The sequence below is a fragment of the Pseudomonas sp. SW-3 genome (genome assembly GCF_016615645.1).
GTDB classification, from domain to species: domain Bacteria; phylum Pseudomonadota; class Gammaproteobacteria; order Pseudomonadales; family Pseudomonadaceae; genus Aquipseudomonas; species Aquipseudomonas mandelii.
Genome location: NZ_CP067098.1, coordinates 5,635,502 through 5,653,348, shown reverse-complemented (window position 1 = coordinate 5,653,348; position 17,847 = coordinate 5,635,502). Strand labels below are relative to the sequence as shown.

19 protein-coding genes are annotated in these 17,847 nt (G+C 60.6%); 12 read left to right on the top strand and 7 right to left on the bottom strand.

The features are described 5' to 3' along the window. Nucleotides 1–80 precede the first annotated feature (80 nt). Genes JIO00_RS25595 through JIO00_RS25585 form a run of 3 tightly spaced genes read left to right on the top strand, consistent with a single transcriptional unit; the run spans nucleotide 81 to nucleotide 2,704 of the window. On the top strand, nucleotides 81–1,067 hold the full coding sequence (locus JIO00_RS25595; protein ID WP_010467401.1) for an ABC transporter substrate-binding protein: 987 nt from the start codon (nucleotides 81–83) through the stop codon (nucleotides 1,065–1,067). A 9-nt stretch (nucleotides 1,068–1,076) separates the two neighbouring features. Then, the gene (locus JIO00_RS25590) at nucleotides 1,077–1,880 is read left to right on the top strand and encodes an ABC transporter permease (protein WP_010467403.1); all 804 of its coding nucleotides are present in this window, start codon (nucleotides 1,077–1,079) and stop codon (nucleotides 1,878–1,880) included. Then, entirely contained in the window at nucleotides 1,868–2,704 is an 837-nt protein-coding gene (locus JIO00_RS25585) for an ABC transporter ATP-binding protein (protein ID WP_077749911.1), read from the top strand. Before JIO00_RS25590 ends, JIO00_RS25585 begins: the two co-directional genes overlap by 13 nt. Nucleotides 2,705–2,753: 49 nt before the next feature. On the opposite strand, the gene JIO00_RS25580 is transcribed toward JIO00_RS25585, so the two are convergent. After that, the gene (locus tag JIO00_RS25580; RefSeq protein ID WP_200667084.1) at nucleotides 2,754–3,833 is read right to left on the bottom strand and encodes an endonuclease/exonuclease/phosphatase family protein; all 1,080 of its coding nucleotides are present in this window, start codon (nucleotides 3,831–3,833) and stop codon (nucleotides 2,754–2,756) included. Between the two features lie 67 nt (nucleotides 3,834–3,900). Next, entirely contained in the window at nucleotides 3,901–4,575 is a 675-nt protein-coding gene (locus JIO00_RS25575; protein ID WP_042933001.1) for a YciC family protein, read from the bottom strand. 178 nt (nucleotides 4,576–4,753) lie between these two features. Between JIO00_RS25575 and JIO00_RS25570 the strand changes: the two genes are divergently transcribed. The 4 genes from JIO00_RS25570 (at nucleotide 4,754) to JIO00_RS25555 (ending at nucleotide 7,888) form a co-directional block, all read left to right on the top strand. Next, on the top strand, nucleotides 4,754–5,521 hold the full coding sequence (locus JIO00_RS25570; RefSeq protein ID WP_083375696.1) for a DUF2076 domain-containing protein: 768 nt from the start codon (nucleotides 4,754–4,756) through the stop codon (nucleotides 5,519–5,521). Nucleotides 5,522–5,778: 257 nt separating this feature from the next. After that, a complete protein-coding gene (locus tag JIO00_RS25565) occupies nucleotides 5,779–6,258 on the top strand; it encodes a LabA-like NYN domain-containing protein (RefSeq protein WP_010467410.1) in 480 nt (159 codons plus the stop codon). Nucleotides 6,259–6,280: 22 nt separating this feature from the next. Beyond that, entirely contained in the window at nucleotides 6,281–6,892 is a 612-nt protein-coding gene (locus JIO00_RS25560; protein ID WP_077749914.1) for a 3'-5' exonuclease, read from the top strand. A gap of 465 nt (nucleotides 6,893–7,357) precedes the next feature. Then, nucleotides 7,358–7,888, top strand: coding sequence for a BRO-N domain-containing protein (locus tag JIO00_RS25555; protein ID WP_200667082.1), 531 nt, complete (start codon nucleotides 7,358–7,360; stop codon nucleotides 7,886–7,888). 288 nt (nucleotides 7,889–8,176) lie between these two features. Here the strand turns inward: JIO00_RS25555 and JIO00_RS25550 are convergent, their stop codons facing one another. Beyond that, the gene (locus JIO00_RS25550) at nucleotides 8,177–8,632 is read right to left on the bottom strand and encodes an Lrp/AsnC family transcriptional regulator (protein ID WP_010467415.1); all 456 of its coding nucleotides are present in this window, start codon (nucleotides 8,630–8,632) and stop codon (nucleotides 8,177–8,179) included. 163 nt (nucleotides 8,633–8,795) lie between these two features. On the opposite strand from JIO00_RS25550, the gene yedA reads away from it, so the two are divergent. Both yedA and JIO00_RS25540 read left to right on the top strand, forming a co-directional pair. Further along, nucleotides 8,796–9,722 carry a drug/metabolite exporter YedA gene (gene yedA, locus JIO00_RS25545; protein WP_077749916.1) on the top strand — a complete coding sequence of 309 codons (927 nt, stop codon included), beginning with the start codon at nucleotides 8,796–8,798 and terminating at the stop codon, nucleotides 9,720–9,722. Nucleotides 9,723–9,787: 65 nt separating this feature from the next. Then, a complete protein-coding gene (locus JIO00_RS25540; protein ID WP_077749917.1) occupies nucleotides 9,788–11,122 on the top strand; it encodes a DEAD/DEAH box helicase in 1,335 nt (444 codons plus the stop codon). A 117-nt stretch (nucleotides 11,123–11,239) separates the two neighbouring features. Here the strand turns inward: JIO00_RS25540 and JIO00_RS25535 are convergent, their stop codons facing one another. After that, nucleotides 11,240–12,481, bottom strand: a complete 1,242-nt coding sequence (locus tag JIO00_RS25535) for a TIGR03862 family flavoprotein (protein ID WP_200667080.1) — start codon at nucleotides 12,479–12,481, stop codon at nucleotides 11,240–11,242. Nucleotides 12,482–12,763: 282 nt separating this feature from the next. Beyond that, nucleotides 12,764–13,684 (bottom strand): histone deacetylase family protein, encoded by a 921-nt coding sequence (locus JIO00_RS25530; RefSeq protein WP_200667078.1) that lies wholly within the window; start codon nucleotides 13,682–13,684, stop codon nucleotides 12,764–12,766. 73 nt (nucleotides 13,685–13,757) lie between these two features. Between JIO00_RS25530 and JIO00_RS25525 the strand changes: the two genes are divergently transcribed. The 3 genes from JIO00_RS25525 to JIO00_RS25515 all read left to right on the top strand — a co-directional run bounded on the left by JIO00_RS25525 (nucleotide 13,758) and on the right by JIO00_RS25515 (nucleotide 15,890). Continuing rightward, on the top strand, nucleotides 13,758–14,327 hold the full coding sequence (locus tag JIO00_RS25525) for a GNAT family N-acetyltransferase (protein ID WP_200667076.1): 570 nt from the start codon (nucleotides 13,758–13,760) through the stop codon (nucleotides 14,325–14,327). A 103-nt stretch (nucleotides 14,328–14,430) separates the two neighbouring features. Then, nucleotides 14,431–15,300 (top strand): acyl-CoA thioesterase II, encoded by an 870-nt coding sequence (tesB, locus tag JIO00_RS25520; protein WP_083375702.1) that lies wholly within the window; start codon nucleotides 14,431–14,433, stop codon nucleotides 15,298–15,300. Then, the gene (locus tag JIO00_RS25515) at nucleotides 15,297–15,890 is read left to right on the top strand and encodes an HAD family hydrolase (protein ID WP_200667074.1); all 594 of its coding nucleotides are present in this window, start codon (nucleotides 15,297–15,299) and stop codon (nucleotides 15,888–15,890) included. Before tesB ends, JIO00_RS25515 begins: the two co-directional genes overlap by 4 nt. A gap of 98 nt (nucleotides 15,891–15,988) precedes the next feature. Here JIO00_RS25515 and JIO00_RS25510 read toward each other — a convergent pair whose 3' ends face one another. Next, nucleotides 15,989–16,948: an alpha/beta fold hydrolase gene (locus JIO00_RS25510; protein ID WP_200667072.1), complete on the bottom strand. Its 960-nt coding sequence runs from the start codon at nucleotides 16,946–16,948 to the stop codon at nucleotides 15,989–15,991. After that, on the bottom strand, nucleotides 16,949–17,842 hold the full coding sequence (gene ypfJ, locus JIO00_RS25505; protein ID WP_077749423.1) for a KPN_02809 family neutral zinc metallopeptidase: 894 nt from the start codon (nucleotides 17,840–17,842) through the stop codon (nucleotides 16,949–16,951). Nucleotides 17,843–17,847 lie beyond the last annotated feature (5 nt).

Sequence of the window (17,847 nt, the reverse complement as noted above, 5' to 3'; positions counted from 1 at the left end):
GACCACCGGTGGCAACTGATCCAAGGCCACTGGCCGTACTGCCCATGACAAAACTAAATCAACAGCTTTGGGAGTGCTCCATGATCAAGTCCTTGCTTAACCGCGTCGCTCATCCACTGGCGATCACCGCCATCGCCGCCACGGTCGCCACCAGCGCCCAGGCCGGCACCCTGTCCATCGGCCACACCACGTGGGTCGGCTACGGCACGCTCTACCTGGCCCAGGACCTGGGCTACTTCAAGGAAGGCGGTCTGACCGTCGAATTGCCCGTCGTTGAAGAAGCTTCGATGTACATGGCCGCCCAGGCTTCGGGCGAGTTGTCGGGCTCGGCGTCGACCATCGACGAAGTGCTCAAGTACCGTCCGCAATTCTGCTTCAAGGCCGTCGCCGCACTCGATGACAGCCATGGTGGCGACGGTGTTCTGGTGGGCAAGGACGTCAAGAGTTTGCAGGAGCTCAAAGGCAAGGCAGTGGCCGTGAACGAAGGGTCGACCTCGCAGTTCTGGCTGTCGTACCTGCTGAAAAAACACGGCATGAGCATGAGCGACATCACCGTGCAGAACATGACGGCCGATGACGCTGCCACCGCGTTCATCGCCGGCCGTGTGCCGGCCGCCGTGACCTGGGAGCCGCACCTGTCGATGGTCCGCAACAAGCAACAAGGCAAAGTGCTGATCGACAGCAGCAGCACGCCGGGAGTGATTGTCGACGTGGTCGCGCTCAACTGCACGGTCATCGAGAAGCAACCGGAAGACGTCAAGGCCTTGGTCGCCGGTCTCTACAAAGCGGTGCAGTACACCAAGGACCATCCGAAGGAAGCTTACAAAATCATGGCCAAAGGCGTCGGCGGTTACCTCGCCGATCCGAAGGAACTGGAAGCCGCCGCGCAAGGCGTGCGCTTCTACGATCAGGCCATGAGCGAAAAACTCTTGGGGTCTCCGGGCAAGCCGGGCGACAGCGAGCCACTGATCAAACTGGCCAACGAAACCGCCAGCGAATTGCAGGGCAAGCCCTACAACGTCAGCAATGACGACCTGATCGACAACCGCTTCGTCAGCCCGCTGTAGGAGGTCCGCATGTTCAAGCGCAATTCATGGCTGAGCCGCTGCATCACGCCCAAGACCGGCCTGCCGGTGCAGGTGATCTGGAGCGCGAGCGGCCTGGCCTGGGTGTTGTTGATCGGCCTGTGGGCCGGGTTGTCCTACGGCGGCGTGGTGCCAGGCATGTTCCTGCCGACACCGGGGGCGGTGGCCGAAGCCGCCGTGCGCCTGAGCCGCGACGGCACCCTTGGCCTGCATGTGTGGGCCAGCCTCGAAGTGGTGATGGTCGGCTTCATTGTCTCGTCGCTGGTGGCGGTGCCGTTGGGGTTGCTGATGGGCAGCTTCCGCATCGTCCAGGCGTTCCTTGAGCCGATGGTCAATTTCATCCGCTACCTGCCGGTGACCTCGTTCGTGCCGCTGTTCATTCTGTGGATCGGCATCGGTCTGGAACAGCGGGTGTCGGTGATCATCTTCGGCGTGTTTTTCCAGCAACTGGTGATGATCGCCGACGTGTCCAAGGGCATCTCCAAGGACCTGATCAACGCGTCGTACACCTTGGGTTCGACCCGCCGCGATGCGGTGCTGCATGTGATTGCACCGGCGTCGTTGCCGGGTGTGCTCGACACGTTGCGCGTGACCATGGGCTGGGCCTGGACCTATCTGGTGGTCGCCGAGCTGGTCGCCGCGTCCAGTGGCCTGGGTTACTTGAGCCTGAAAGCCATGCGCGGTTTTCAAGTGGACGTGATTTTCCTCGCCATCGCAATCATCGGCCTGCTGGGCCTGGTCACCGATCAACTGTTCCGTTTTCTCCGTCTGAGGATTGCCGCATGGGCTCAGTAAGCGCCGTCAACCCGCGTTTCATCACACCCACGGCCGCCCCGGTGCAAGCCGCGCCACGGCTGCAGGTGGACAAGGTCAGTCTGCGTTATCAGAAACCTGGCGGCGGCATGTTCACCGCGCTGGAGCAGGTGTCGTTCGAAGTGCCGGATCAACAATTCGCCGTGCTGGTCGGACCGTCGGGCTGTGGCAAGTCGAGTCTGCTGTACCTCACGGCCGGCCTGAACGAGCCCACGGAAGGCGAGATTTATGTCGGCGGCCAGCAAGTGCAGGGGCCGGGTGCGGATCGGGGTATGGTGTTCCAGAGCTACACGCTGTTCCCGTGGCTGACCGTGCGGCAGAACGTCGAGTTCGGCCTCAAGCGGCGCGGCATGGCGGCCGCTCAGCGCAAGGAGATCGTCGATTACTACGTCAATGAAGTGGGGCTGACCGGGTTCGCCGATAACTACGCCAAGCAGTTGTCCGGCGGCATGATGCAGCGTGTGGCGATTGCCCGGGCCTTGGCCAATGACCCGCAAATCCTCTTGATGGACGAACCCTTCGGCGCGCTCGACAGCCAGACGCGCCTGCAAATGCAGCAGCTGTTATTGCGGGTCTGGGGCAACAGCAAGAAGACCGTGCTGTTCGTGACCCATGACATCGACGAGGCGATTCTGTTGGGGGATCGGGTGTACGTGATGGGCGCCAGGCCAGGGCGGATCAAGCAGATCCTGGACGTGCCGATCGAACGCCCGCGTAACCTGGACATGGTCATGGAGCGCTCGTTCATCGACATGAAACGCAAGATCTTCGGGCTGTTGCATGACGATCTGGAAGAGGTTCATTGAGCCGATTTACCGTCATGCCCAAATCCCCTCTGGGAGCGTTGATCCGGCTCTATGGGGCCGCAGGCAGGAGGAACCGCGCAATCACCGGCAAATGATCGGAGATCCGCAAGGTATCGTCCTGCCTCACCATCGCCTCGACCCGTTTGATCCGCGGGCTGTAGAACAGGTAATCAACCGTCCGGTCCGGGCCATTCAAGCCTGGATCATTCGGGTAGTGGGTCAGCCACCGCGCCCGGTCGATCCCGCTGGCTTCGTTGTTGGTCGGGATCATCGGGTATTTGTCCCACAGCACATGCAAGGCACTGTCGACGGAGTAGGGCGTGCGTTGTTCGTCGGGCAGGCGTCGATACTGGCCCAGCGGCAACAGGTTGAAGTCGCCACCGATCAACCACGGGGTGCCATGGCTTTCATATTTGTCGAGCACCTTGGCCACGGCGGTCACTTGGGCCAGCAGGGTTTCATCAGGTTGGATGACGCGGTCCAGATGGGTATTGAGCACCGCAATCTGCCCACCGCCGCCCAATGGCAGGTAAGTCGCCAGCAAGGCGTTTTTCGGTGTGAACTGACGGCTGATGAAGTTGGCCGACGCGACCGGCAATTGCAGGCGTTCGGCGTGTTCGATCTGGTATCGGCTGAGGGTTGCCAGTTGTCGGCCGACACTGCCGAAGATGTGCGGCAGCGGCACAAAGTCAGCTTTCCAGTCGAAGGCATGAGCGCTGCACGGATAAAGGTCGGCGACCCGTTCCTGAAGCAACTTGAACTGGTTTTGATAATCGCTGGCCTTGGCGCCGTCATCCAGCTCCTGCAACAGCACAATGTCCGGTTGCTCGTCACGAATGACCCGTGCCACCTCATCGAGGCTGAAGGCCATGTCTTCGGCGGTGGGGCGGTCGTCGTCGCCTTTGGCCAGGTCGTTCCAGAACACGTAGCGCTTGCCCGCCAGGTACTGGACGTTCCAGGTCATGACTTTCAGGGCCTGGCCGGGGACCAGCGTGGGCGCCTGAGCGCTGCAGCCGACCGGTGCTGCTTCTTTGGCACCGGGACGCCAGGTCAGGTTGTAAATCAGCAAGGCAATCAGGCCCGCCGCGATCAGCAGGCCCAGCAGGGTGTAGCGCAGTAGACGGGTCATGGCTCGGCTTATAGCGTTACAAAAGATGAGCCCGAGCATAACCGAGCGTCGGGCTTAAGCCCATGGGTCATAGCGGCCCGTCAATTTTCTCGGGCGCATCGGCAATCAGCATGAACAGGCGGAACAGCACCACGCTGGTGAACAGTTGCAAAAAGCTGTGCGCGCTGTCGATCAGCAGCGAAATCACCGGGTTCTGCGGATCCGGGTAAATCGAAAGGGTCGCGCCCTTGAGCACCCACAACGGGCCCATCACACACAGAATGCACACCAGGATGCGCAGGAAATGGCCGCGGGTCAGACGCAGGCTTTCCTTCATCGCCGCCAACGGGGCCAGGCCGCGCAGCACCAGCAGATACTCGCCGAACGCCAGGGTCACCATCAGCCAGATGCCCGGCAGGAAATACAGCGACAGGCCGATCAGGATCAGCAAGGTGTTGAGGGCGGTGAGCAGGGCGAAGCGCGGCCACAGATAGGCCGACCTCGACAGCAACTCGCGGGTGCTCGGTGATTCGCCACGACTGCGGGCATCGAGAAACAGGATCAGTGCGGCGGTGTACAGCGGATAGACCAGCAAGCCGACCATCACGCTGATGCCGGGGAAACTGTCCGGCTCGGTGGAGCGATCCACCACTTGTTGCAGCAGCGCCTCGAAAATCACCAGCGGCAGGCACAGGCGCACGATCTGGCCCAGATTGCGCTTGAAGAAATACAGAGAGTCACGCAGTACATCGAACGAATTCATCAGTCGGTATCGCAGGTTGAAAGCAGTGGCCCACTTTAACCGATGAAGCCCTTTGGGGCGCAAACGTAAACGTTCGGTAAAGGTCATTGAAACAACTTGTTTCAGCCTCCATTAAGGTCGAGCACCTTATCCTCTTTGGTAAAGGTCAACGATTTCTCCGGCAATCTACGAGGTCGCCATGAACAGCGAAGAACAAACCCTGATCGATGGACTGTTTTCCCGGTTGCAACAAGCCGAAACGGACTCAGCCCCGCGTGACGCCCAGGCTGAAGCGCGGATCAAGGAGCACCTGACTCGCCAACCGGCGGCAGGTTATTTCATGACCCAGGCGATTCTGGTTCAGGAAGCGGCCATCAAAAGCCTCGACGCGCAGAACAAGCAACTCGCTCAGCAAGTTCAGCAATTGCAGGCCGAACTGCAATCGGCCAAGGCTCAGCCGTCGGCGCCTGCCAGCGGTGGTTTCCTGTCGAGCATTTTCGGTGGCGGTTCCCGTGATCCGCAGCCTGCACCGACGCAAAGCGCGCCGTCCTCCAATGGTGGATGGCGTGAGCAGGGGCGGCCGTCGTTCAATTCGCAGCCGCCACAGCAACAGAACTTCGGTGCTGCACCGCCACAGCAGAATTACGCGCCGCAGCAGCAAGCCCCCGGGATTGGCAGTGGTTTCCTTGGCGGCGCACTGAAAACCGCCGCCGGTGTGGCCGGTGGCGTGATGCTGGCGCAAGGCATCAGCAGCCTGTTCCACAGCAATCAGCAACCGCAGGAAGTCGTCGAAGTCATCAAGGAAGAACCGGCTCAGGTCAATGATCAGAGCGACAGCGGCAACGGCTGGGGCAACGACGAGCGCGTGGCTGACAACAACGCCAACGATCAGGGAGGCTTCACCGACGCCGACTACAGCGATGACAGCTCTTCGTTCTTTGGCGGCGACGACGATTCCTTCGTCTGATTCAACGTTACAGGTGTAACACTGAACCCGTGGTGAGGGAGCTTGCTCCCGCTGGGCTGCGCAGCAGTCCTTCTTTGGGGCCGCTGCGCGACCCAGCGGGAGCAAGCGCCCTCGCCACAGGTTGCCATTCGTCCGAGGCTCCAAGAGGCTTCGGGCCGATTATTCGCGGAACAATCCTTCAGGCTGGCATACTGGGCCACTTTTCGGGCCTGGTGCCTGACCCAGCCTGCGCGCGACTGCGCCAAAGAGGATGCACGGTGAAAAAAATCGCAGTGTTCGCCGACGTTCAAAACCTCTATTACACCGTGCGTCAGGCCTATGGTTGCCACTTCAACTACGCCGCGCTGTGGGCTGATATCAGCAAACAGGGCGAGATCGTCGAGGCCTATGCCTACGCGATTGATCGCGGCGACAGCAAACAGCAGCAATTCCAGCAGATCCTGCGCAACCTCGGCTTCATCGTGAAGCTCAAGCCCTACATCCAGCGCAGCGACGGCTCGGCCAAAGGCGACTGGGACGTGGGCATCACCCTCGACATCATGGACGCCGCCGATCATGTCGACGAAGTGGTGCTGGCTTCCGGCGACGGTGATTTCGACATGCTGCTGGAACGCATCATCACCAAGCACGGGGTGCAAGCCGTGGCTTACGGCGTGCCGGGCCTGACGGCCAACTCGCTGATCCGCGCCGCCAGCCGTTACGTGCCGATCGAAGGCGCGTTGCTGCTCAAGAATTGATTTTTACGGAGTTGAAACAGGTTTGGAACGCATAGCAGTCATCGACTTTGAAACCACCGGGATCTCCCCGAGCAGCAGCTGCCGGGCCACGGAAATTGCCGTGGTGATCCTTGAACAGGGGCGCATCGTCGAGCGTTACCAGAGCCTGATGAACGCCGGCGTGCGCGTGCCCGCGTTCATCGAGCAACTGACCGGCATCAGCAACGCCATGCTGCGCACCGCGCCCTCGGCGGAGCAGGTGATGAACGAGGTCAACGAATTCGTCGGGATCACGCCGCTGCTGGCCCACAACGCCGCGTTCGACCAGAAGTTCTGGGACTTCGAACTCAGCCGCATCAAGCGCACCCGCTTGCAGAACTTCGCCTGCTCGCTGCTACTGGCCCGCCGCCTGATGCCCGCCGCGCCGAACCACAAACTCGGCACCCTCACCACCTTCGCCAGCCTGCCCAACACCGGCAAGGCCCACCGGGCCATGGCCGATGCCGAAATGGCGGCCAACCTCACGGCGCACTTGGCGCAAGAGCTGCGGCACAAGCACGGGTTGCGCGAGTTGTCCCATGATTTGCTGGTCAGCTTGCAGAAAGTGCCGGCGGCGAAGATCAACGAACACCTCAAGCGCCATCGCGGGTTCTGAAAGCACTGCAAATCCCCTGTGGGAGCGAGCCTGCTCGCGATAACGGAGTGTCAGTCGACATAACTGTTGAAGATGAACCGCTATCGCGAGCAGGCTCGCTCCCACAGGTCGGTGTTCGATCTCAATCCTTGTGTTTAACCACGCCTCAAAATCGACGATTGCTCCTACCAAATATTAGGAATTTGTCCGTCTTGCCCCGTACCTGTCGCATCGATAACCTCTGGGACGTCGCTGCCAATTCAGCGACCGGGTCTGCAAGCCCGCCGATAATTTGTTAGGCGCCTACCGGCGCACCTATAATCGCGTCGCTTTACCTAGCGACCATCGATTTATGGTGGCTGTGTGCGGGAGACCTTCGGGTCTGCCGAGGTTGCCTAACGACTCGGTCTTGCAGACCCGCACACAGCTGCCACCCATCATCTGCAAGTGATGCTGGCATCCCCAACGTTCGTTAGGATATTCGCCATGATCAAAGTTACCCCCAATCCCCCTGAAGATTTAGATCAGTCCTTAATACTGCAAACAGCTGCATGCGCAGCTCACTTCACCCACAAAACATTCATCCGTCACCACATCCAGCTGCGCGCACTGTTGATGCACGCAGAGCCCTGGTTTTGCGCCCGCGATATCGGTCGATTGATGGGTGTGGACATAAATGGAAGGCAAGTGCTCAAGCTTGATGCGGATCAGAAGCAACTGATGTGTCTGTCCGGAAATGATGACCTCGAAGAGACCTTGATGCTGAGTGAATCGGGCGTATACGCGATGTTGGTTTACCACTACTGCCCGGAAAACCGCCATTTACGACGTTGGCTGACCCACGACGTGGTGCCGATGTTGCGGGAGGAAGTCGGGTCCATTTCGAATCAAGCGCCGCATATGCGGGCGATGGAATGGGCGGGAGGAACGCTGCGGCTGCTGCATTGGCGCAAAGAACCTTGGGTGCGCCTGCGGGATATGCCGGGCTTGTTGCCTGCAAGTTACTGCGGCATCTGACAGATCGCTTCGCGGGCAAGTCAAATCGTCGCACCGCCGCTCCCACAGGAATCAGGTGACATCCGTGGGGGTGGGGTTGTGGACAGGCTCACCGGGCCATGGCCGATGCTGAAATGGCGGCCAACCTGACGTCGCACCTGGCCTTAAGCGTCATCGCGGGTTCTAAGTACGCTGCAAATCCCCTGTGGGAGTGAGCCTGCTCGCGATAGCGATTTATCATTCAACGTTGATGTCGACTGATACTCCGCTATCGCGAGCAGGCTCGGTCCTACAGGGACTGCGCCGTTTTCAGACTTTGCTGTTGCCTTCCAATTGCCCCAGCGGCACGCGCTTCTCTATCGCGCTCGACAGCACAATCGAGGTCTTGCTGAACCCGAACTTTGCGATCCGGTTGATTAGCTCCTCCAGCTCCGGCATCGAACCCACCGCAGCCTGCATGATCACGCACGGATCACCCGTGACCCGGTGGCATTCAGTTAGCTGTGGGATTTTGATCAGGTCGTCGTAGGCTTTTTGATTTCCATGCTGGTTCAAACGCAACTCGATCACGCACTGGATCGGCAGCCCAAGCTTGGCCATGTCGACTTTCGCCTGGTAACCGGTAATCACCCCGCTGGCTTCGAGTTTGGCCACGCGCTCGGCCACGGCCGGGGCGGACAGGTTGACCTTGCGCGCCAGGTCGGCGTAGGACGCACGGCCGTTTTCCAGCAGGGCGCTGAGCAGCATGCGGTCGTATTTATCCATCGTCGTATACCTGAAAAATGACTGACTTTCGAAAACACGGCTTATAGCGTCAATCTCCGTGTTTTGAAAAGTGTACCGGCGCTATAAACAGGTTTTGTAACTTATTTTAAGCCGCTGGCCTTTCTAGAATAGCCGTTCACATTGTCCTGTCATCGAGCTGCCCATGCCTGGCTTACGTCGTTTCCCCTTACCGTTGATCGCCGCCTTTTTCGCGTTGTACGTGATTTGGGGCTCGACTTACCTGGTGATTCGCATTGGCGTGGAGTACTGGCCGCCGTTGCTGCTCGCCGGCATCCGTTTCGTGATCGCCGGGAGTTTGATGTACGCCTTCCTGCGCTGGCGCGGGGCACCGGCCCCGACTTGGGCGCAGTGGAAAGCCGCCGGGATCATCGGAATTTTGCTGCTGACGTGCGGTAACGGCGCGGTCAGTGTGGCCGAACACACGGGTGTCGCTTCCGGTGTTGCGGCACTGGCGGTGGCGACGGTGCCGCTGTTTACCTTGCTCTGCGGTTATTTCTGGGGCGCGCGCAATACCCGTCTCGAATGGGCCGGCATTGTGCTCGGGCTGATCGGCATCGCCATGCTCAACCTCGGTTCAAACCTGCAATCGAGCCCGCTGGGTGCGGCGTTGCTGGTGTTCGCGGCCGCGTCCTGGGCGTTCGGCTCGGTCTGGAGCAAACAATTGCCATTGCCCCAGGGCGCCATGGCCAGTGCCGTGGAAATGCTGGTGGGCGGCGTGGCATTGCTGATCGGCAGCGCGCTGAGTGGCGAGCATCTGCAGGCGATGCCGCCGATCGAAGGCTGGGCAGCCCTGGCCTACCTGACCTTCTTCGGTTCGATCATCGCCTTCAACGCTTACATGTACCTGTTGAAAAACGTGCGTCCGGCGGCGGCGACCAGTTATGCCTACGTCAACCCTGCGGTCGCGGTGTTGCTGGGGATCGTATTTGCCGGCGAGACCATTGGCATCGAAGAAGCGCTGGCCATGTTGGTGATTATCAGTGCCGTGGTGTTGATCGGATTGCCGCAGTGGCGTCGGACTCCCGTTCAACCTGCCGTAGCGGTGCCGACAGAATCCCGTGTGAATTAGGGTAAACTGCGCGCCATTGCACACTCGTTTTGCACAACTGCGCTGAATTTTCCTACGGTAATCCCATGACTTTCGCCACCCTTGGCCTGATCGAACCCTTGCTGCGCTCTCTCGAGACGCTCGGCTACCAGACCCCGACGCCGGTTCAGGCGCAAGCCATTCCGGCGGTGCTGGCCGGTCGCGACCTGATGGCCGCCGCCCAGACCGGCACTGGCAAGACCGCCGGCTTCGCGCTGCCGCTCCTGCAATTGTTGGCCATGGAAGGGCCGAAAGTGGCGTCTAACTCGGTGCGCGCACTGATCCTGGTGCCGACCCGCGAACTGGCCGAACAGGTTCACGAAGCCGTGCGCCAGTACGCCGAGAACCTGCCGTTGAGCACTTATGCCGTGTACGGCGGCGTCAGCATCAACCCGCAAATGATGAAGCTGCGCAAGGGTGTTGACGTGCTGGTGGCGACGCCGGGTCGTTTGCTCGATCTGTATCGCCAGAAGGCCCTCAAGTTCAATCAGCTGCAAACCCTGATTCTGGACGAAGCCGATCGCATGCTTGATCTTGGTTTCTCCGAGGAGCTGGGGAATATCTACCGCGTGCTGCCCAAGCAACGTCAGACGCTGCTGTTCTCCGCAACGTTCTCCGACGCGATCCGCTTGCTGGCCGGACAAATGCTCAACGATCCATTGAGCATCGAAGTCAGCCCGCGCAACGTCGCTGCCAGCACCGTCAAGCAGTGGGTCGTGGTGGTGGACAAGAAGCGCAAGCCTGAACTGTTCGTTCACTTGATGCGCAAGGGCAAGTGGAAGCAGGTGCTGGTGTTCGCCAAGACCCGCAATGGTGTGGACGCGCTGGTGGAAAAACTCCAGGGCCTGGGCATCAATGCCGACGGCATCCACGGCGACAAACCGCAGGCAACCCGTCAGCGTGCGCTGGACCGGTTCAAGGCCAGTGAAGTGCAGATTCTTGTGGCCACCGACGTTGCGGCCCGTGGTCTGGATATCGAAGATTTGCCATTGGTGGTCAACTTCGACCTGCCGATCGTGGCGGAGGACTACATCCACCGGATCGGTCGTACCGGTCGCGCGGGTGCAAGCGGGCAGGCCATTTCGCTGGTGTGTGCCGATGAAGTGAATCTGCTGTCGGCCATCGAGACGTTGACCCGTCAGACATTGCCACGGCAGATGGAACATGACTTCGAACCTGAGCACCGGGTGCCGGATACCGACGCCAGCGGTCAGGTCGTCAAGAAGCCGAAAAAACCGAAGAAGCCGAAGACCTCCGGTGGCGGTAAACGCAATCTGGGTAAGTGGGTCGAGAGTGGGGATGCTTCGGCGCCGGAGCCTTCGATCAAGCCTGTGCGCAAAGTGCCGGTGTTTAACACTGGGCCGCGTAAGAAGAAGCCTTAAAAAGCTTCGGCGTCTGTCAGGACGCCTTCGCGAGCAGGCTCGCTCCCACAGGGGATTTGTGAACGACACAGATCCAGTGTGGAAGTGAGCCTGCTCGCGATGGGCACGACTCGGTCTTCAAGCCTTGCGCTTCAACCACTCCACCATCCCCAACCCCGCCGCACGCCCACTGGCGAAACACGCGGTCAGCAGATAGCCACCGGTCGGTGCTTCCCAATCGAGCATTTCCCCCGCGCAGAACACCCCAGGCAATTGCTTGAGCATCAGCCGTTCATCCATCGACTCGAACATCACGCCTCCGGCGCTGCTGATGGCCTCGTCCAGTGGACGGGTTTTAACCAGCATCAGGGGCAACGCCTTGATCGCCCTGGCCAGCAACGCCGGATCAGCAAAGCTTTCGGCCGGTGTGAGTTCGCGTAGCAACGCCGCTTTCACCCCATCGATCCCGAGCTGGCTGTGCAGGTGTTTGGACATGGAGCGGGAGCCACGGGGTTTGCTCAGCGCCGCCTGAACTTTATCCACAGGCCGGCCCGGCAACAGGTCAAGATGAACGGTGGCGGAGCCGTGCTGATTGATGGCCTCGCGAATCGGTGCCGAGAGGGCGTAGATCAAGCTGCCTTCGATCCCGGTCGCGGTGATCACGCATTCGCCCAAGCGCGGCACGTCGTCATTGAGGCCGATGGCGATGTTCTTCAGCGGCGCGCCAGCAAATTTGCTGACCATCAACTCGCTCCAGGCCTGCACCTCGAAGCCGCAATTGCTCGGTTGCAACGGCATCAGTCCTACGCTTCGCTGCTCCAATGGCAGCATCCACGCGCCGTCCGAACCAAGGCGTGACCAGCTGCCTCCGCCGAGGGCCAGCAAGGTGGCGTCGGGCTTGATGATGGTTTCGCCGTCGGGGCTGTCGATGCGTAACCCACCGTGGTCATCCCAGCCAAGCCAGCGGTGGCGGGTGTGGATAACGACGCCGGCCTCGCGCAGACGCTTGAGCCAGGCGCGCAACAGGGGGGCCGCTTTCATGTCGGTCGGAAACACCCGGCCGGAGCTGCCGACGAAGGTTTCGATGCCCAGGTCATGAATCCACTGGCACAACGCATCAGCGCCGAATGAGCGAAGCAGCGGGGCAATCTGCGGCGCGCGTTCGGCATAGCGCGAGAGAAACGCCGGGTAGGCTTCGGAATGGGTGATGTTCATGCCGCCGACACCGGCCAGCAGGAATTTTCGCCCCACCGACGGCATGCCGTCGTACAGGTCGACCTTGATCCCGGCCTGGCTCAGCACTTCGGCCGCCATCAGACCGGCGGGGCCGCCGCCGATGATGGCGACGTGAGAAGGGGAGGAGGTCGAGGGCTGGGTCATGGAGTGCGCTGCGGTTCGGCGGAATAAGCCGGGCATTCTATCAGCACAGATCCCCGTGGGAGTGAGCCTGCTTGCGATGGCGGTGGGTCAGTCAAAATCGATGTTGGATGTGATGGACTCATCGCGAGCAGGCTCGCTCCCACATTGGTTCCGGGGTGTTCATAAAATAGTGATCAAAAAACAACCAGTGCTCTGCATGCTATATGAAGCATGGCCTGCAGACCCTTTCACTCAGGTTATCCACAGGCAGTTCCACAGGCATTGTGGGTAAAGACTCACACCTCAATGACACCCTGATGACTGCCAGACCCGTTGCGCGCTGTGATGCAGGATGCCGTGGCGGCGCGCCAGGGCCTGGCGGTCCTTGCTGTAGCCGCCGCCAATCACTCCTACCACCGGAATATCCCGCCCCAGGCAGTGGCGCATCACGCTTTCATCGCGAGCGGCCATGCCTTCGTCGGTCAGCTTCAGGTAACCGAGGGCGTCGTCCTTGTGCACGTCGACGCCAGCGTCATACAACACCAGATCCGGTTGGTAGAGCGGTAGCAAATAATTCAGCGCGTCATCCACCACCTTCAGGTAATCGGCATCGCCCATGCCTTTGGGCAAAGGGATGTCCCAGTCGCTTTCAGCCTTGCGTGCAGGAAAATTCTTTTCGCAGTGCAGGGAAACAGTCACCGCCTCCGGGGTGTTGTGCAGAATCCGTGCAGTCCCGTCGCCCTGGTGCACGTCGCAATCGAAGATCAGCACCCGATTCACACGGCCGCTTTCCAGCAGGAAATGGCTGATCACCGCCAGGTCATTGAAGATGCAGAAACCCGCCGGATAGTCGTAATGCGCGTGATGGGTGCCTCCGGCCAAATGACAGGCCAGCCCATGTTCCAGCGCCTGTTCTGCCGCAAGCAACGATCCGCCGACCGCCCGCACGGTGCGTCGGGCCAGTGCTTCGCTCCAGGGCAGGCCGAGGCGCCGCTGGTCTTCGCGGGACAACTCGCCGCTCATGTAGCGTTCGATATAGGCAGCGTCATGGGCGAGGGCGAGAATCTCCGGGGGGCAGAGCTCCGGGCGCAGCAGGTCGGCGTCCCGGGTCAGGCCGCTGTCCACCAAGTGATCGCGCAGCAGGCGAAATTTGTCCATGGGGAAGCGGTGATCCGCCGGGAATTCGGGGCTGTAGTCTTCGTGGTAGATCAGCGGCAGCGGCATAACGAATTCAGGTAGGAATGAGTGAAGGATCCTACCAGCGTTGTAGACTTGCGGCATGGAAAGGGGAGCAAAGATGGAGCCGATACTGGAACTCGAGAGCGCACGACTGCTGTTGCGGCAGTGGCGCGATGAGGATTTGCCGGAGTTTGCGGCGATGTGCGCCGATCCACAGGTGATGCGATATTTTCCGGCGCCTTTAAGTCGTCTGGAAAGTGCGTCGCTGATCGGACGGATTCGCGGGCATTTTGCCGAACATGGCTTTGGTCTCTGGGCGCTGGAGCGCAAGGACGCCGGGGCATTCATCGGTTTCACCGGCCTCGGTGTGGTTGGTTTCGATGCGCCGTTCACCCCGGCGACCGAAATCGGCTGGCGCCTGGCGCGCGAGCATTGGGGCTTGGGTTATGCCAGTGAGGCGGCGTGGACCGCTCTGCGCTGCGGCTTTGATCGGTTGGCGCTGCAAGAAGTCGTGTCGTTCACCGCCAAAGACAACCTGCCTTCGGAAAAAGTCATGCAGGCGATCGGCATGCACCATGATTCAGCCGATGACTTTGACCATCCCAAGCTCGCGGCCGATCATCCCCTGCGTCACCATGTGCTGTATCGCATCTCCCGTGAACAATGGCTGCAAACCTTGCATGGATAAGCAGTCACGGACGTTTACAATGGCTGCCATGGGCCCTGGCCATAAACTGAATCGACCGCCGCAGCCAAGACTGCGCGGCAAGCTTTGTGTGAGGAGAGTCTGAATGAGCCAAGTGTTGGATGATCTGGTCGATTTGCTGACCCTGGAACCGATCGAAGAAAACCTGTTTCGTGGCCGCAGTCAGGACCTGGGTTTTCGTCAGTTGTTCGGCGGTCAGGTGATCGGTCAGTCGTTGTCGGCGGCCAGTCAGACAGTCGAAGAAGCGCGCCATGTGCATTCGATGCACGGTTATTTCCTGCGCCCGGGCGATTCCGCGTTGCCTGTGGTGTATCAGGTTGACCGGGTGCGTGATGGCGGCAGTTTCAGCACGCGTCGGGTGACGGCGATCCAGAAAGGCAACCCGATCTTTACCTGCAGCGCCTCGTTCCAGTACGACGAAAAAGGCTTCGAGCATCAGGCCGAGATGCCGACCGTGGTCGGCCCGGAAAACCTGCCCTCGGAACTGGAACTCACCCAGCAGCGTGCGCACCTGATCCCTGAGCACATGCGCGAGAAATTTCTGTGCCCCAAGCCGATCGAATTCCGACCGATCACCGAGAAAGATCCTTACAACCCGCAACCGTCCGATCCGGTCAAGTACGTCTGGTTTCGCGCCGACGGTGCTTTGGCCGACTCTCCGGCGTTGCACAAATACCTGCTGGCCTACGCCTCGGACTTCGGTCTGCTGACCACCTCGATGCAGCCCCATGGCAAATCGGTCTGGCAGAAAGACATGCAAGTCGCCAGCCTCGATCACTCGCTGTGGTTCCATGCGGACCTGCGCGCCGATGACTGGTTGCTGTACGCGATGGACAGCCCCTGGGCCGGCAACTCACGCGGGTTCACCCGAGGCAGCGTGTTCAATCGTGCCGGGCAACTGGTGGCTTCGGTGACTCAGGAAGGCTTGATCCGTCACCGCAAGGATTGGGCATGAGCCTGGCCGAGGTGCGGCACTGGGTGTTCGACATGGACGGCACCCTGACGGTGGCCGTGCATGACTTCGCGGCGATCCGCGTGGCGTTGGCGATTCCCGCCGAAGACGACATCCTGACCCACCTCGCGGCGCTGCCGGCCGATGAAGCGGCCGCCAAGCATGCTTGGCTGCTGGAGCACGAACGGGACTTGGCGCAGGGTTCGAAACCGGCGCCGGGTGCGGTGGAGCTGGTGCGGGAGTTGGCCGGGCGCGGTTATCGTCTTGGCATTCTCACGCGCAATGCCCGGGAGCTGGCGCACGTAACCCTGGAAGCGATCGGCCTGGCTGACTGTTTTGCCGTGGAGGATGTGCTGGGGCGTGATGAAGCACCGCCTAAACCGCATCCCGGTGGTTTATTGAAACTGGCCGAGGCCTGGCACGTGCCGGCGAGCGAGATGGTGATGGTCGGTGATTACCGCTTTGATCTGGATTGCGGCCGAGCGGCGGGGGCGCGGACGGTGTTGGTGAATCTGCCGGATAACCCTTGGCCGGAGCTGACGGATTGGCATGCGGCGGATTGTGCGGTGTTGCGGGAGATGCTTTCGGCTTGAGGGCCCCTTCGCTGGCAAGCCTCGCTCCTACAGTGGGGCGCGCTGCCCTTGTAGGAGCGAGGCTTGCCCGCGAAGACGTCAGATCAGGCCATACAAACTCACTGACCAAACAATACCTTCTGCCCCTCCGGTGACGTCAGCATCCCATCCCCGTTATGCCCGACCCCCGGCACTTCAACCAGCCGCTGATTCACCCCTTTCGGATTACGACGCAGCAGGTAATTGAAAAAATTCTTCCCGCGAACCAGCCGATAGGCTCCTTGGGCTTCGGCCTCGCAACCTTTGTCCAGCGCCGGATGCTGCGGGTCGATGTCTTGCTGCCCGAGCAGATAAGTCACGTCCCGTTTGACGTAATTTCCTTCAATCTGTGGCGCCGTTTGCCCACTGGCATATACCGGTAAATCCGTCAGCCCGTATTTCCAGCGATTGAAACCGGGGCACGCCGCATGGTTGAACGCCACTGGCCGCTGCTCATTGAAATACGCATAGGACGAAGGGTTGGCGACCACGTAGCGAAGCTTCACGCCGGCGGCCGTCAAGGCCGGTTGCTCGCGGGCCAGCAACGCATATCGCTGCACCACCTGAGCGCCACCGGAGTGGCCGGCGAGGATGATTTGCTTCACGTCCGGAAACTGTCGATGGTCGCCGACTCGCTCGATGATTTGATCGAGGGCTGCAAAGGAACTCAGCGCAAAAGGAGCGGTGGATAAACCTCCTGCCATCCAGTCATTGCCCTGCCAGCGCAACACCGTGTCTGCCACAGGATGAAGTGCGATGTCGGTTTCGTTGAGGAATTGCGGCGCGATCACCAGGGTGCTTGCACTTTGCCCGGCCAGTTCCGCTGCGCGCTCGGCGCTCTGGCGATAGGTTTCAGCGTTGCGCAGACGACCATGGATGATGATCAGCACGCGTTCGATTTTCGCGGGCGCCGGGCCGAGGCTCACTGCCATCTCACCTTCTTTCAACAACAACCGCCCGGGGCTGAGCTCTTTGACGCCATGCTCCGCAGCCTGGGTGCTCGCGCAGGTGAACAACAACATCAACAACCACTTATTCATTTAAAGGTTTTTCGCCGCAAAGGTATCGCACTGGCCCACCTGGCCTTGCGCAAATCCGGTTTTGAACCAGCGCACCCTTTGCGCCGATGTGCCATGGGTAAACGAGTCCGGTACCACCCGACCCTGCCCCTGTTGTTGCAAACGGTCATCGCCGATGGCGTTGGCCGCGTTCAAGGCTTCTTCGATGTCACCCGGTTCCAGCCAGTTCAGACGCTGCTGCGCATTGTTGGCCCAGACACCGGCCAGGCAATCGGCCTGCAACTCCTGACGTACCAACAAGCCGCCATCACCTTCCATCTGCCGGCCTTGCTGGCGAGCTGTCTGAATTTTCGCGGAAACGCCGAGCAATGTCTGAACGTGGTGTCCGACTTCATGAGCGATCACGTAGGCCTGGGCGAAGTCACCGGCCGCGGAAAAGCGTTGCGACATTTCCTGGAAAAAAGCCATGTCCAGGTAGACCTTCTGGTCGGCCGGGCAATAGAACGGTCCGGTCGCCGATGTCGCCAGACCACAGGCCGAATTAACCCGGTTGCTGAACAGCACCAGCGTCGGGTTTTTATACTGCCGACCGGCCTGCTGGAAAATCTGGCCCCAGGTGTCTTCGGTATCGCCGAGGATCGAGCGCACGAATTCGGCCCCTTCATCATTGGCCGGCGGCGCCTTGCGGCTCTGGTTGGTGGCCGGTGCCGATTGCTCGGTCATTTGTCCGGTCAGTTGCCCGAGGATTTGCATCGGGTCCTGGCCGGTGAGCCAGCCGATCCCCACAATCAGGATGATCGCGGTCAGGCTCAGGCCTTTGCCGCCACCAAAACGCATCCCACCGCCACCGCTGCCGGCATCATCACCACGGGCGTCGACCACGTTGTCGCTGCGTCGGCCTTTTTTCCATAGCATGTGGG

Coding starts and splice junctions, on each gene's coding strand:
- JIO00_RS25595 (WP_010467401.1), top strand. CDS start 81: ATGATCAAGTCCTTGCTTAACCGCGTCGCTCATCCACTGGCGATCACC.
- JIO00_RS25590 (WP_010467403.1), top strand. CDS start 1,077: ATGTTCAAGCGCAATTCATGGCTGAGCCGCTGCATCACGCCCAAGACC.
- JIO00_RS25585 (WP_077749911.1), top strand. CDS start 1,868: ATGGGCTCAGTAAGCGCCGTCAACCCGCGTTTCATCACACCCACGGCC.
- JIO00_RS25580 (WP_200667084.1), bottom strand. CDS start 3,833: ATGACCCGTCTACTGCGCTACACCCTGCTGGGCCTGCTGATCGCGGCG.
- JIO00_RS25575 (WP_042933001.1), bottom strand. CDS start 4,575: ATGAATTCGTTCGATGTACTGCGTGACTCTCTGTATTTCTTCAAGCGC.
- JIO00_RS25570 (WP_083375696.1), top strand. CDS start 4,754: ATGAACAGCGAAGAACAAACCCTGATCGATGGACTGTTTTCCCGGTTG.
- JIO00_RS25555 (WP_200667082.1), top strand. CDS start 7,358: ATGATCAAAGTTACCCCCAATCCCCCTGAAGATTTAGATCAGTCCTTA.
- JIO00_RS25550 (WP_010467415.1), bottom strand. CDS start 8,632: ATGGATAAATACGACCGCATGCTGCTCAGCGCCCTGCTGGAAAACGGC.
- yedA (WP_077749916.1), top strand. CDS start 8,796: ATGCCTGGCTTACGTCGTTTCCCCTTACCGTTGATCGCCGCCTTTTTC.
- JIO00_RS25540 (WP_077749917.1), top strand. CDS start 9,788: ATGACTTTCGCCACCCTTGGCCTGATCGAACCCTTGCTGCGCTCTCTC.
- JIO00_RS25535 (WP_200667080.1), bottom strand. CDS start 12,481: ATGACCCAGCCCTCGACCTCCTCCCCTTCTCACGTCGCCATCATCGGC.
- JIO00_RS25530 (WP_200667078.1), bottom strand. CDS start 13,684: ATGCCGCTGCCGCTGATCTACCACGAAGACTACAGCCCCGAATTCCCG.
- JIO00_RS25525 (WP_200667076.1), top strand. CDS start 13,758: ATGGAGCCGATACTGGAACTCGAGAGCGCACGACTGCTGTTGCGGCAG.
- tesB (WP_083375702.1), top strand. CDS start 14,431: ATGAGCCAAGTGTTGGATGATCTGGTCGATTTGCTGACCCTGGAACCG.
- JIO00_RS25515 (WP_200667074.1), top strand. CDS start 15,297: ATGAGCCTGGCCGAGGTGCGGCACTGGGTGTTCGACATGGACGGCACC.
- JIO00_RS25510 (WP_200667072.1), bottom strand. CDS start 16,948: ATGAATAAGTGGTTGTTGATGTTGTTGTTCACCTGCGCGAGCACCCAG.
- ypfJ (WP_077749423.1), bottom strand. CDS start 17,842: ATGCTATGGAAAAAAGGCCGACGCAGCGACAACGTGGTCGACGCCCGT.